We start from the raw sequence: 14807 nt of genomic DNA on the forward strand, positions 1-14807 counted from the left end.
TTTACGAGGCTTTTTCAGTACCTTCGCGGTCCTTATTAAAATCCGGAAAGGATCATCAATATGACTTCAAGTTATCGTGAGTTTTCGCAGCTCAATTTGCCTGCCATGGAGCAGGAAATTCTTGCTAAATGGCAGGAACACCAAGCTTTTGAAAAAAGTGTGAGTTTACGAGAAGGAGCCCCCCACTTCGTGTTTTTCGAAGGACCTCCAAGTGCCAACGGTATGCCCGGTATTCACCACGTTATTTCCCGTACGTTGAAGGACATGGTTTGTCGCTATAAAACCATGCAAGGTTTTCAAGTGAACAGAAAAGGCGGTTGGGATACACACGGTTTACCAATTGAACTGGGTGTAGAAAAAGAATTGGGGATCACTAAAGAAGATATTGGAGTAAAGATCACTGTAGAAGAATACAACCAAAAATGTAGAGAGGCAGTACTTCGCTATAAAGACAAGTGGGATGACCTCACTCGTAAAATGGGTTATTGGGTAGACCTCGATGATCCCTACATCACTTTCGAAAATTCTTACATTGAAACCCTATGGTGGTTGTTGCAACAACTCTATAAAAAAGGCTTGTTGTACGAAAGTGTTAGCATTCAGCCCTATTCACCTGCAGCAGGTACCGGATTAAGTTCTCACGAATTGAATCAGCCCGGAACCTACAAAGATGTAAAGGATACCAGTGCAGTGGCCATGTTCAAAGCCGTAAAAGGAGAAAAAACCAATTTCCTTTTTGAGGCAGCAGGCGATGAGGAGTTGTTTTTTATGGCTTGGACCACTACTCCTTGGACCCTTCCCTCCAACCTCGGTTTAACGGTTGGTCCAAACATCGATTATGTATTGGTGAAAACCTTCAATCCTTATACTTACTTACCTGTTCACGTGGTATTGGCAGAAGCCTTATTAGGTAAGTATTTCAAACAAGAAGGAAGAGATGCTTCTTTTGAAGAGTACAAGGGTGGAGATAAAATTATTCCTTGGACCGTGAAAACGGCGTTCAAAGGATCAATGATCGAAGGCGCTTATTATGAGCAATTGCTTCCTTTTGAAGCCAATAGCTTAGAGGCGATTCAAAACATCACTCCCGGTGCAGATCCATTTAAGGTAATTGGTGGCGACTTCGTTACCACAGAAGACGGTACCGGTATTGTTCATACAGCTCCTGCATTTGGTGCCGATGACTACAAAGTAGGTAAGAAATTCAATATTGGTATTCTTACATTGGTTGACCGTGAAGGAAAGTTTGTAAATGGTTTGGGTGAATTCAGCGGCAGATACGTGAAGAACTACAAAGACGAACAGGCTTATGTAGATGTGAACGTAGATATTTCTGTAAAACTCAAAAAAGAAAACAGAGCTTTCAAAGTAGAGAAATACGAACACAATTATCCGCATTGTTGGAGAACCGATAAACCCATTCTGTATTATCCACTCGACGCGTGGTTTATTAGAACCACCGCCTTGAGAGATAAAATGGTAACGCTTAATAAAACCATCAACTGGAAACCTAAGTCTACCGGAGAAGGAAGATTCGGAAACTGGCTGGAGAACATGGTGGATTGGAACTTGAGCAGAAGCCGTTTCTGGGGTACGCCGCTTCCAATTTGGAAAACGGTAGATGCCAACAACAAATACGTAGATGAGAAAGAGGGTGGGTCTATACTCTGTATCGGAACCATAGAAGAATTGAATGAGCAAATCAGAAAGGCCAATCAAGTTTTGGGTGGTGATGTAAACAAACACTACCTCCATGAAGGAATTTTGGATTTGCACAAACCATATGTAGACGAAATCATCTTGGTAGATGAGAAAGGCAGACCAATGCGTCGTGTTCCCGATTTGATCGACGTTTGGTTCGACAGTGGGGCCATGCCATATGCGCAGTGGGGATTGGATTATGAGAAGGTAAAAGCCGGCGATCCTCGTCCATTCAAAGCTCCTTTTGGTGTGAATTTCCCTGCCGATTTCATTGCGGAAGGGGTAGACCAAACACGCGGTTGGTTCTATACTTTACATGCCATAGCCTCTTTGGTATATGAGGATGTAGCCTATAAAACGGTAGTATCGAATGGATTGGTACTCGATAAGAACGGCAATAAAATGAGTAAGCGTTTGGGCAATGTGGTGGATCCATTCAAAACCATTGAAACTTATGGTGCAGATGCTACTCGTTGGTATTTGATCACCAATGCTTCTCCTTGGGATAACTTGAAATTCGACATCGAAGGAATCAAAGAAGTACAACGTAAGTTCTTTGGTACGCTCTATAATACGTATCAGTTCTTTTCACTCTATGCGAACGTAGACAAGTTTGCTTTCAAAGAAGCCTATGTTCCATTAGAACAGCGCCCTGAAATTGACCGTTGGATCTTATCTTCTTTAAATACGGTGATCAAGAAGGCAACAGCTTTTATGGATGACTACGAGCCTACTCAGGCCGGACGTGTTATCGAAGATTTCCTCGACGAGCATTTGAGTAACTGGTATGTGCGTTTGTGCCGTCGTCGTTTTTGGAAAGGAGAATATGAGCACGATAAGATCTGTGCTTATCAAACTTTGTACGAATGTGTAGAAACCATCACTCGTTTGATGGCACCCATTGCTCCATTCTTCAGTGATATGGTATTCCGTCAATTGAATGCCGTTACCGGTCGCTTTACGGTAGAATCGGTGCATCATGCCGATTATCCGAAAGTAAATGAGGCGGTAATTGATCAGAGTTTGGAAGAAAGAATGCAATTGGCGCAAGATGCTTCTTCTTTGGTATTGAGTTTGCGTAAGAAGGTCAACATTAAAGTGCGTCAACCGCTTCAAAAAGTGCTGATTCCGGTGCTCGATCCTGCCATGAAGTCGCAATTGGAGAAAATTGAAGATTTGGTAAAAGCAGAAGTAAATGTGAAGGAGATTCAGTACTTGGTGGAGGATACAGGATTTATTAAAAAGAAGATCAAGCCTAATTATATTGCCTTGGGTAAGAAACTGGGGGCCAAGATGAAAGCAGTTGCTTCATTACTCACAGGTTTTACACAAGAGCAGATTTCGGGGTTGGAAAAAGAGGGGTCTGTTTCATTGTTAATTGATAACGAACCCTTAATATTACAAATCCATGAGGTAGAGATCAGTAGCGAAGATATTCCGGGCTGGATGGTAGCCACCAAAGACAGACTGACAGTTGCTTTGGACGTTACAGTAACCCCGGAATTAGAGCAAGAGGGTAATGCCAGAGAATTGGTGAACCGTATACAGAAAATCCGTAAAGATTCGGGTTTTGAATTGACAGACAGGATCTTAGTAAAAGTTACTGACAACGAAAATTTACGATCATCCGTAGCTCAATTTAATGCCTATATTTGCGCCGAAATTCTGGCAGATTCGCTGGAAATAGTATCCGAATTACCCGATGGCACTGAAATTGAAGTAAATGAGATTCCATTAAAAGTATTCGTTACTAAAAAAGCCTAATATATGGCCACCAAGAAAAAAGCAGCAGCTAAACCGGCGAAGAGTGCGGCACCTGCAAAAAAAGCAGCCCCTAAGAAGGCAGCTCCGAAAAAAGCGGCGCCTGCGGCGAAAGCAAAACCGGCACCTGTTAAGGCAGCACCTGCGAAAGCAGCTCCAGCCAAAGCAAAGCCTGCAGCTCCTGCTAAACCGATTGCAAAAGCAGCCCCCGCTCCTAAGAAAGTAGAGGTGAAGAAGCCTGAGCCGAAAAAGCCAGAGCCCAAAAAGCCCGTTGCCAAGGCTGCAGAAGTTAAACCTGAACCTAAAGCACCGGAAAAAACTCCGGAACAAAAATTAGTGTCCGTTCCACCACCACCGCCTAGCAAAAAGAAGCCCGAGCCTTCTAAACCGGTGAATGTGGTGATTCCTGAACTAAGCACCAAAAGTGCTAGAAAATACGAGCCTAATTTTACCAAATCCGTATTAGATCAACCTGAAAACGTGCAAACCGGACCCACCATGAGATACAGTGATAGTGATTTACAAGAATTCCGTGAATTGATCCAAAAGAAATTGGATCAAGCAAAGAAAGAATTGGCTTACCTCCAAGGCTTGATTACCCGTAAAGATGAAATGGGTGGTGACGAAACTGAAAATCGTTACATGACCATGGAAGACGGAAGTATGAGCATGGAGCGCGAACAATTGGCTCAAATGGCCAGTCGCCAAATCACTTACATCGATCACCTCGAAAAAGCATTGATGCGCATCGAGAATAAAACCTACGGTATCTGCCGCGTTACCGGAAAGTTGATCGACAAAGCACGTTTAAGAGCTGTGCCTCATGCTACTTTGAGCATTGAAGCAAAGCAAATGATGAACAAATAGTTCCAGAAGTCAAATAACCAGCCGGAGCACAAACACTGTGCCCCGGCTTTTTTATGTAACACCCTTACTTTCAACTGGGAATCTTCGTACATGCAGAGGTCTTGACTCGCATTGTTGATATGATAACTTTGAGTGGACAAGATCCGGTTGAATTTTGAAGCGTGTAAAATGGATTTTTAGGTTTAAACCAAACGATACAATCAATTACTATGAAAAAGAACATTGGATTGCTACTGATAGTTTCTGCAGGGGTGCTTATTTCTTCTTGCTTGAAGAACTCTAATACGGGCATCAGCGATGGACCAAAGGGCTATGTAAAAATTTTGAATGCATCAGTGGATGCGCCTCCCGTTGATTTGTATACTGAAACGGGCACAAAACTGAATTCCAACACTCAATTCGGCGCCTATAGCAACTACACCGCTGTGGATGCAGGCGGTTTCAATTTTAGATTGAATGCAACAGGCACAACGGCCTATTTGGTAAAGGGCTCCATTGTTACTTCCGAGAATGCTTATTATACATTGATCATGGATGATTCTACCAGTAAGATCAAAGCCGGATTGGTGAGCGATGAATATGTAGCCCCCGCAGCCGGAAAGGCAAAACTTCGCTTTTTTCATTTGATCAGTAACGGAGGTGCCTACGACTTGTATTTAGGAAGTAATCCACTGTTCTCCGGCAGAACTTTCAATGATTACAAAACCATTGGAGGAGGCTTTATAGAAGTGAATGCAGGAACAGTAAATTTCGATTTGAAGAATTCCGGAGTATTGAACTCTGAAGCAACGCTTTCTGCTGCTACGCTTACGGCTGGAAAATTCTATACATTGATTGCAGTTGGCACCAGCGGTGCCGTTACCGGTCAGGGCTCTCAATTGATTCTACTTCAAGACACAGTTCAAGAAAAAAAACCGCCTGAATTTCAGGCGGTTTTTTTCTGCTTTAGTTCCATTATCGTTGTGTGAACTGAGCCGGCATTGTTTTGCCGAGTAAGTTCTGATAGATAAAAGAATAGGTTTCCATTCTAATATGCTGTGCTTTGTTTTGGCTGTTTCCACCAATACCGTGGCGTTCTCCCGGATACAACATGAATTCAAAATGCTTTCTCAATTCCTCCAATTTGTTGATGAATTGAATGCTGTTCTGCATGTGTACGTTGTCGTCGGAAGTGCCATGAACTATTCTTAGCAATCCAACATATTTATCTGCGTAGGTATTAACCGCCGTTACTTTGTAACCTTCAGCGTTTTCGCCAGGTGTGTCCATGAAGCGCTCTGTGTAATGTGTATCGTACAATTGCCAATCGGTAACAGACGCATTGGCAATACCGTGTGTGAACACAGAAGCACCGTAGGTAAGCGCCATACAGGTCATATAACCACCGAAACTACCGCCGGTAATCGCGAGTTTAGTGCCGTCTACCCATGGCTGTTGTTTTAGCCAATTTCCGCAAGCCATATAGTCTTCGATTTCATACTTACCCAAAATGCGGTGGATATAATTCAATCCAACTTTGCCGAAATGACCGCTGCTTCTATTATCGAAAGCAACTTGAATCATTCCTTCTTGAGCCCACCATTGTGTTGCGCCACCTACTCCTCTCCAACGATCGTAAACGGTACCTGCGTTTGGTCCGCCATAGATGCTTACCAAAACAGGATACTTCTTGTTAGGGTCAAAATTGGTTGGGTAGGTAATTAAAACAGGTAGATCAAACAATCCATCGGTTGATTTCACACGAACCAATTCCGTTTTCGGAATTTCATACTCATTGATGGTAGCGGTTACTCCTTTGCCTAATTCTCTTACCACTTTTCCTTTGGCATCTACTAAGGCCATAGTTGGCGGTGTGCTTACATTTGAATAGGTAGTAATGAAGTATTTTCCATTAGGTGAAAGGTTTACCTGGTCGTGCGAATAATCACCAAATGATAAACGTGTTAGCCCTGTTCCATTTAAATTGATCTTATAGAAATCGAAGCGAGCTGAGTTTTCTTTTCTTGCGCGGAAGTAAAGTACTTTGGCCTTCTCATCAATTTTATAAATAGAAGTTCCCCAGAAATTTCCGGTAGTGATTTGATTCACCAACTTGCCATCATTTTGATAGAGGTAAAGGTTTTCCCAACCATCCTTGTCGCTTTTTAAGATGAATTGCTTGCTAGCAGTTAGAAACTCTATTCTGCTTGCTTCATCCAAATCGATCCAGGTTTTTTGTTCTTCCTTATAAATAGGTGTTTTGCCACCTGCTTGATCAATTTGATAGATGATTAGTTGATCTTGACCACGGTTCATCCATTGAACCCATAACTTGCTGTCTAAAGTCCAATAAGGCGCTCCGAAGTATTGATCTTCTTTTTGATTGAAGTCGGCCCAAGTAGTTTTGGTAGCATCCGCTACTGATACCACTCCAATTTTTACTTCGGGATTTTTGTCTCCGGGTTTGGGGTAGCGCTCGTTTTCCAAATATCCGTGCTGACCATCACTCCAGTAAATCGGAAACACAGGCACATTGGCATCATCAAAACGCATAAAGGCCAATTGCTTGCTATCGGGACTCCACCAAAATGCTTTATAGCGACTTCCTCTTCCTAAAATTTCTTCATAATACACCCAAGAAGCATAACCATTTAATATGGTAGCACTTCCGTCAGTAGTAACGGCTGACTCTTTTTTAGCCGCCACATCATAGATGTAAAGGTTGTTATCAGTTTTTGTATAAGCTGCCCAGTTTTTATCGGGCGAGTAAGTGATGTTTCTAGCGTCTTTGATAGTAAGCGAAGGAGCCGGAGGTGCTGCCGTTTCTGTAGCAGGGGCAGTATACAAAACTGCTGTGCCTGTTTTTACATCAATGCTGTAAAGCTTTTGTTTTCCATCGGCTTCATCCTTTCTTCTTTCAATGTAGTGTGTGTCGTCTACCCAACCGGTAATTGCAGGAAGGGGTTGGTTGATGTTGGTAGCGGCGCCTTTGAACAATTGTTCATAGGTGAATGCTTTTTTCTGTGCATAGGTGTTGAGGGTACTCAGAAGGCTGAGCCCGATCACCAATGCTGGAAGGGTCATTTTTCTCATGTTCGAATAAATTGAGGCATGAATGTACAAAAAAATGACACCGAACTTCTGTTGTTTAGAAGAGTGGTAAGAGGAAATGAAAAAGGGTTTAAACTGATGGAAATCAGTCTAAACCCATGGTATAGTCGGTAGAAAGCTTACTGTTTTACAAAACTGGTGGTTTTGCCACTTCCATTTTGGATGTGATAGATGCCCGGAGTTAACACCGAAACATCAATCGAAGTATTGCCATTTGCATTGAATTGCTTTACAATTTTACCATTCAAGTCTACAATCGTGAATTGAGTAGGAATGCTGGTATTAATGTAAAGTGTGCCTGTAGTATGGCTTGGGAATACTTTGAAGTCTTCAGTTGACTGATTTCTGATAGCAATCACTTTTGAATAATGCTCGCCTGCGGGTTCTACCAATTTGATTCGGTAATAAACCGTTGACCCGGTGGCGCGGTGATCTGCAATTTCAAAATTCGTTTGAAGTTGATTCTCCTTTACATGTTCGGTATGAATGGGAGTAAAGGCTTGGCGGTCATCGCTTCTTTCAACAATGAATTTCGCATCATTGTCAATTTTGGAAGTAGACCATTTAATTGAATGTGATCCCGATTTCTTATGAACAGTGAAGTCTTGAAACTTGATGGGCAGCGCTGAGAAGAAAGACCAAGTGGGGTCTTCTGAATCTGCTGCGCCGGTGCTTCCGATAATGCCATCGAAATGATTGGGGCTAGCGTCGTGAAGCGTTTGACCACTTCCTTCATTGAACAACCAAAGGGCAGATGTGTGATGGTCCAAAGCAAGGTCCCCTTTTGAAGGCGTGAAATTGCTATTGTATCGCACGGTTGTTGAGAAGCGAATTTGATCGATGTATCCATGGAAGAATGGATCACCTAAGAAGTTAGAGCGTCCAAAACGGAAATTATACAAACTCGTTAATTGCGAAGGACGCAATGTCATGCTCGTATTGGTAGCAATCAAACTTCCATTTAGATACATTTTCCCGGTATGGGTTGCATGTTCTACCGTGATGGCAATATGATGCCACATATTAGTTTGGAGGGGCGTAGAGGTTGCCAAGAGCTGCTGTTGCGATTCCGTGGTATTCGAAATCGCATACCATATACCTCCGCCGGCAATATTAGGCATGAGTGCAATGTAGATATCGCTGTTACCGAAGCCTATAATACGTTGCCATGGTCCACCGCCTTGGAAATAGAACCAAGTTTCGATGGTATGGTCGCCCGATAATTGTGCAATGGGATTCTGGGTAAAATGAACGTATCGTCCATTCCCGTCGAAATGCAGAGAGCCGTTTTGTGATAAAGCAGCTTTAGATAAGGTCAATAAACCTACACTGAGAACCGTGGTTCTCATGAGTACAGAAAAATTCATAGTTGAGTCAAATGGTGCGGTGCTAAACTAATTCCCGAAGGCGATACCAACAAACTTTTCTAAGTATTTTTTTGCAGAAAATACTAATGGTATTGGGTAGTTTTACTCTAAAGCGACTGAGACTGAGCTAGTTCGTTAACAAAAGTTATTTTACTTCTTGCATCTCGATCAGTCTTTTGTAAACACCACTTTGTGCCAATAAGGATTCGTGATTGCCTCTTTCTACAATTTTACCTTTTTGAAGAACGATGATTTCATCGGCATGACGAATGGTGCTTAGTCGGTGCGCAATTACAATACTGGTTCTGTTCTGCATCATGGTATTGATGGCATCTTGCACCAATTTTTCACTTTCGGTATCTAGTGAAGAAGTGGCTTCGTCTAAGATTAGAATCGGAGGGTTCTTAAGTAAGGCGCGGGCAATGGTTACACGCTGACGTTCACCTCCACTTAATTTCATTCCACGGTCGCCAATATTGGTTTCGTACCCATCTTCTTTTTTCACAATGAAATTATGTGCATTGGCCACTTTAGCGGCTGCTTCAATTGCATCAAGCTTTGCATCGGGAACACCCAGTGCTATATTCGCCGCGATGGTATCATTGAAGAGAATGGGCTCTTGGGTAACGATGCCCATGTGTTTACGAAGCGATTCGAGAGAATATTTTTTGATGTCTACTCCATCGATCAACAATTCTCCTTCTGCAGCATCGTGAAAGCGTGGTACCAGATCTGCCAAGGTTGATTTTCCTGCACCGGAAGCACCTACAAGGGCAACAGTTTTCCCTTTTTCAATGCGCAAGTTGATATTGTCGAGAATGGTTTGGTCTTCGTATTTAAAGGTGAGGTTCTTGAACTCGATGGCTTCTTTGAACTCATTCAAGCTAAGAGGGTTTTCAGCTTCTTTTACTGCAATAGGTGCTTTCAATACTTCTTCAATGCGTTCAATGGCGGCGCTTCCGCGTTGGGCATTGTAGAAGGCTGTAGACAATGATTTGGCCGGGTTGATGATTTGAGAAAATACAATGATATAGGTGATAAAGCTTTCAGGCAACAATCCAATTTCATGATTCAATACCAGTGAGCCTCCCCACCAAAGAATGGTACACAATACCAATACACCTAACACTTCTGAAACAGGAGAAGCCATGTCTCTTCGGAAAGCAATTTGATTTCTCAAATTATTCAATCGCGTATTGGTGCTATAGAACTGATCGCCAATTTTACGCTCTGCATTAAAGGCTTTGATGATACGCAATCCACTCAAAGTTTCTTCCAAAATACTCATCAAATTTCCTTGCTCGTGTTGTGCTTTGCCGGAATCTTTGCGAAGAGATTTGCTTAAGCGACCAATGATAAGTCCTGCAATTGGTAACAGTACCAATACAATTAGAGTAAGATAAGGGCTGAGAAATATCAAGGTTCCCAAAAACACAAGAATAGTAAGTGGTTCACGAATCAATCCTTCCAAAGTTCCAATTACACTCCACTCAATTTCGTTCATATCATTGCTCATTCTGCTAATGATATCACCTTTGCGTTGTTCTGTGAAGAAACCAATAGGAAGTTCCAGAATCTTGCCATACAAACCTGCTCTCAAACGAGTCATTACGTGGTTTCGAATGGGGGCCATTACACGATAGCTCAAGTACACAAATACGTTCTTTAGCAGAATTGCTCCCACTACCAATAAACAAACGAAGGCTAAAGCTGCGCCTTTTCCATGTGTAAGAATCAACTGTCCTAATTCGTAATTGATATATTTTCCAACCGACTCAGAGGAAAACTCAAGTACAGGTGGTACGGTTGGTGGAGGTGCATCTTTAAACAGCATTTGGAGAAAGGGTCCTATACCGGCTAAAGAAACAACTGAGAAACAAATTGATAGGAATATAAAGATGAAATAGAGGCCTATTTTGCCTTTTTGATCGGATAAATACCTTAAAATCGTCGAAAATCGCTTCATGTCTAAATTTAAACCATGCAAAGTAAGTAATTTTACAGCGATTAAATAGTTAAAGAGATGCAAGAAGGGAAAAGACAGAAACAAGTAGCGGGATTGATCCAAGAAGAGATGAATGCCATTTTTCAGCGATTGGGACTCACCATGATGGATGGTGGCATGGTTTCCATTTCGGGAGTGAAAGTAACCCCCGATTTATTGGAGGCTCGAATTTACATTAGCTTGTTTCAAGTGGCCGATCCGAAAATCACCATGAAAAAGATCGAGGATCGCGGTTGGGAAATCAAAAAAGAGTTAACGGCACGCGTTGCTAAACAGCTCAGAAGAATGCCCGAGATTCGTTATTACCACGACGATACATTGGACCAAGTATTCAAAATAGAAAACCTGCTCCAACAAATTAAAAAGGACGAGGGCAAGAAGACCGACGAGGCCTAATCATTTTAAACATTTCTTCCTTGAATTTTCTATTTGCCTGGCGCTACTTTAAAGCAAAGAAAACCACACAAGCAATTAATGTGATTGCCTGGGTGAGTGTAGTGGCCATCGCAATTATTACGGCCGCTTTTGTAATCATGATGAGTGTTTTCAATGGATTCGAAGGTTTGGTGAAAGAGCTCTACGCTTCATTCTACGCCGACCTTCGGGTAGTACCGGCCAACGGAAAAGTGATTTTTGTTTCCGATGCACAATGGCAACGCGTACAACAAATAAAAGGGTTGAAAGCTGCTAGCCGTATAATTGAAGAAAAAGCGTTGTTACAGAATCAGGATTTGCAAACCATTGTGTTTTTAAAGGGAGTCGAAGATTCATATCAGTTAGTAACCGATATTCCGGCGAAAATCATCCGAGGAAAGTATTTTTTAGGTAGCACTGACCAACCCGCCATAGTATTGGGAAGTGGTATTGAGCACGCAGTAGCGGCAGATGTTGAAAGAAGTATATATCCGCTCACTGTATATCTATTTCGACGTGGCGTTCCCGTTAGTGAGATCGATCCCTATCAATCATTTTCAGCCGAGAACATACAAGGTGCCGGTACTTTCTTTATCCAGCAAGATATCGACAGCAAGTACGCACTCACGAATATTGGATTGATGCAAAACTTGCTGAAAATGAAGCCCAATGAATACGGGGCTATTGAATTGGCGGTTCAGAAAAGCAAGGATCTTGAATCAGCAAAAAAAGAACTACAATCCATTTTTGGTAAAGAAGTATTAGTGGAAACTCGCTACGAACAAAACAAAAGCCTCTACCGCGTTATGCAAATGGAGAAGTGGGCAGGGTATGGATTAATGACGCTTATGTTGATTGTAGCTGCTTTCACGATGGTTGGTGCACTTACCATGTTGGTAATGGAGAAGCAAAAAGACATACAAGTGCTGAAGTCATTTGGAGCATCACAAGGCTGGATACAAAGAACTTTTTTAAGTGAAGGGTTAGTATTAGGGGGTATTGGAGTAATAGCCGGATTAATCCTCGGCATTGGAATCTGTTTTGTGCAACAAAAATTCCATCTCATCAAAATACAAGGCGGTACGTTTCTGCTCGATCATTATCCGGTTTCTGTTCACCTGTTCGATACCAGTTTGATAGCAGTAACGGTAGTGATCGTAACCGTATTGGCTTCTTGGTTCCCGGCTCGAAAGGCTAGTTTGCAAGCCATTGAATTGAAATCCTAATTCATTTGTCTGTGCTTCGGTTTATGAATTAGGATGCCGATGCATTAAAAAAGCGATGAACCTGCACTACAGAGTCGTTGCTCTTTCAATACAAGTTCATCGCCTGATATTTTACAAACGAAGTTATTCCGCGAAACTAAACTAGTAGTCTCCCAAGGTTTCCGGTAATTGCGCCAAGGCTTTGGCCAACTGTTCATCGTTAGGAGCAATACCATGCCATTCGTGGCTTCCTTCCATGAAATCGATGCCTTTACCCATTTCTGTTTTCATCAAAATAACGATGGGTTTGCCTTTTCCGGCGAAGGTTTTTGCTTTCTCTAATGCGGCAGCCACTTCATCTGCTACGTTTCCATTTTCCAACACCATTACTTCCCAGCCGAAAGCTGCGAATTTGGCACCTAAATCGCCGAGACTCATTACTTTATCGGTAGGGCCGTCAATTTGCTGACCGTTCCAGTCAACAGTTGAAATAAGGTTGTCTAGTTTATGGTGAGCAGCGAACATGGCGGCTTCCCAAATTTGACCTTCTTGCAATTCGCCGTCGCCATGTAAAGAGAAAACTGTTGTATTTTCTTTATTGAGCTTTTTGGTAAGTGCGGCACCGATGGCTACGCTCATGCCTTGTCCCAAAGAACCGGAGGCAATTCGAACGCCCGGAAGGTGTTCGTGGGTAGTGGGGTGGCCTTGGAGGCGGGTATTCAGTTTACGGAAGGTGCCCAATTCTTTTACATCGAAATAACCGGCGCGGGCCAAAGTTGCATAATAAACGGGTGAAATGTGACCATTGGAAAGTACGAACACATCTTCACCGGTAGCGTCCATATTGAAGCTAGGGTTGTGTTTCATCACTTTAAAATAGAGGGCCGCGAAATAATCGGCACATCCCAAAGAACCTCCGGGGTGACCGCTGGCAGAACCATGAACCATGCGAACAATATCACGTCTTAATTGAGTAGCAACATCCTGTAAACTGGGCATAAAATATAGTTGTGGGCGCAAAACTACAGGAATTTGTTTAGCCACGGGAACAGAACATTAAACTTTTTGGAACGGCTCGGGTCATAAACACTTAATATCACAATAAAGTGGTGCTAAATGTTGTTATTCAATATACTTGCATTAATTTGCACTCAGTTCAAGGGTGATGGCACCCAACTGGTTGGATTAGTAGCACGTAGATCCATTAAAGAATCAAAACGTAGCTAATGCTAAACGTATTCGATGTATTACTCTCTGTGGCCATATCCTTTACGATAACCTTTTTAGCCATACCGGTAATCATTACAGTTGCAGAAAAAAAGAAGTTGTTCGATATTCCGGATGAGCGTAAAGTTCACCAAACCCCCATCCCTTCATTGGGTGGTCTCGGAATATTCGCCGGCTTTGTAATCGCATGTCTAATGGCGGTTCAATTCCACGTAGCCGTTGAATTTCAATACTTTCTAGCCTCCGCATTTGTTATTTTCTTTCTAGGTTTAAAAGACGACATTCTCGTTATTTCACCCGTTAAGAAATTCATTGGCCAGGTGCTGGCGGCTTTCCTCATTGTTTATAAAGGAGGCATTCAAATTAAAAGTATGCACGGCGTTTTTGGTTTCGAAGGCCAAATTCCCGAAACTTTCAGTCTCTTATTAACTTATTTCACCATATTAGTGATTATCAACTCATTTAATCTGATTGATGGGGTTGATGGTTTGGCAGGCAGCTTAGGCCTGATGGTAACTTCATTCTTAGGGGTTTATTTTTTACAAGCCAATATGCTCGCCTTTTCGGTGTTGTCATTCGCTCTGGCAGGCAGCATTTCGGCCTTTTTGATCTTCAACTATCAGCCGGCCAAGATCTTCATGGGAGATACGGGGTCCATGCTGATAGGGCTGGTCTCGGCCATTTTGGTCATCAAATTCATCAGTTTGGCCGATCAAAATACGAGTATCGTTCCGGTTACGGCAGCTCCGGCAATAGGGTTCTCCATTTTGATGATTCCTTTGCTCGACACTTTGCGCGTGTTTGCGATTCGTATTTTCAACCGCAGATCGCCGTTCAGCCCCGATCGTAACCACGTGCATCACTTGATGCTCGATATGGGAATGAACCACCGTGCCATTACACTTACCTTGGTAAGCGCCAATATTACAGTAATTGTTGCTGTTTATTTGCTTCGTTCAGTGGGCTCTACCTTGCTTATTTCCGGCATTGTAGGGGTGTTCTTTAGCGCTATTGCAGTTCTGTATTACAGTCGCAAGAAGAACAGCAGAATCTATGTTCGACCTTCGCAGCAAAAAGCTACCATTCGACAGGCAAGAATGGTTTCCATTACAGACAATTCGATATTGGAACAAAAGAATTAAGAACTCATTTAATAAAAAATTGAAAGCC

10 protein-coding genes are annotated in these 14807 nt (G+C 42.5%); 6 read left to right on the forward strand and 4 right to left on the reverse strand.

Features of this window, described 5'->3' with window-relative positions; genetic code table 11:
* Positions 1–60: 60 nt before the first annotated feature.
* The 3 genes from ileS (at position 61) to ACQ2HE_RS14575 (ending at position 5297) form a co-directional block, all read left to right on the forward strand.
* Positions 61–3465, forward strand: a complete 3405-nt coding sequence (gene ileS, locus ACQ2HE_RS14565; RefSeq protein ID WP_430900167.1) for an isoleucine--tRNA ligase — start codon at positions 61–63, stop codon at positions 3463–3465.
* A 3-nt stretch (positions 3466–3468) separates the two neighbouring features.
* Complete coding sequence (locus ACQ2HE_RS14570; RefSeq protein WP_430900165.1) at positions 3469–4329, forward strand: TraR/DksA family transcriptional regulator; 861 nt, start codon at positions 3469–3471, stop codon at positions 4327–4329.
* A 209-nt stretch (positions 4330–4538) separates the two neighbouring features.
* On the forward strand, positions 4539–5297 hold the full coding sequence (locus tag ACQ2HE_RS14575; protein WP_430900163.1) for a DUF4397 domain-containing protein: 759 nt from the start codon (positions 4539–4541) through the stop codon (positions 5295–5297).
* Here the strand turns inward: ACQ2HE_RS14575 and ACQ2HE_RS14580 are convergent.
* The 3 genes from ACQ2HE_RS14580 to ACQ2HE_RS14590 all read right to left on the reverse strand — a co-directional run bounded on the left by ACQ2HE_RS14580 (position 5284) and on the right by ACQ2HE_RS14590 (position 10752).
* Complete coding sequence (locus ACQ2HE_RS14580; protein ID WP_430900161.1) at positions 5284–7401, reverse strand: S9 family peptidase; 2118 nt, start codon at positions 7399–7401, stop codon at positions 5284–5286. The two genes, ACQ2HE_RS14575 and ACQ2HE_RS14580, sit on opposite strands and share 14 nt — an antisense overlap.
* Before the next feature lie 137 nt (positions 7402–7538).
* Positions 7539–8768, reverse strand: coding sequence for a LamG-like jellyroll fold domain-containing protein (locus ACQ2HE_RS14585; RefSeq protein WP_430900159.1), 1230 nt, complete (start codon positions 8766–8768; stop codon positions 7539–7541).
* Positions 8769–8931: 163 nt separating this feature from the next.
* Positions 8932–10752 (reverse strand): ABC transporter ATP-binding protein, encoded by a 1821-nt coding sequence (locus ACQ2HE_RS14590; RefSeq protein ID WP_430900157.1) that lies wholly within the window; start codon positions 10750–10752, stop codon positions 8932–8934.
* A gap of 57 nt (positions 10753–10809) precedes the next feature.
* On the opposite strand from ACQ2HE_RS14590, the gene rbfA reads away from it, so the two are divergent.
* A complete protein-coding gene (gene rbfA / locus ACQ2HE_RS14595) occupies positions 10810–11187 on the forward strand; it encodes a 30S ribosome-binding factor RbfA (protein WP_430900155.1) in 378 nt (125 codons plus the stop codon).
* A gap of 20 nt (positions 11188–11207) precedes the next feature.
* Positions 11208–12431 carry an FtsX-like permease family protein gene (locus tag ACQ2HE_RS14600; RefSeq protein WP_430900153.1) on the forward strand — a complete coding sequence of 408 codons (1224 nt, stop codon included), beginning with the start codon at positions 11208–11210 and terminating at the stop codon, positions 12429–12431.
* 141 nt (positions 12432–12572) lie between these two features.
* Here the strand turns inward: ACQ2HE_RS14600 and ACQ2HE_RS14605 are convergent, their stop codons facing one another.
* Positions 12573–13409, reverse strand: a complete 837-nt coding sequence (locus ACQ2HE_RS14605) for a transketolase (protein WP_430900151.1) — start codon at positions 13407–13409, stop codon at positions 12573–12575.
* A gap of 227 nt (positions 13410–13636) precedes the next feature.
* Here ACQ2HE_RS14605 and ACQ2HE_RS14610 point away from each other — a divergent pair, with 227 nt between their 5' ends.
* Entirely contained in the window at positions 13637–14779 is a 1143-nt protein-coding gene (locus tag ACQ2HE_RS14610; RefSeq protein ID WP_430900149.1) for a glycosyltransferase family 4 protein, read from the forward strand.
* The last annotated feature ends 28 nt before the right edge of the window (positions 14780–14807 follow it).

The sequence above is a fragment of the Endoryza foliicola genome (assembly GCF_050589245.1).
GTDB lineage: Bacteria > Bacteroidota > Bacteroidia > Chitinophagales > Chitinophagaceae > Endoryza > Endoryza foliicola.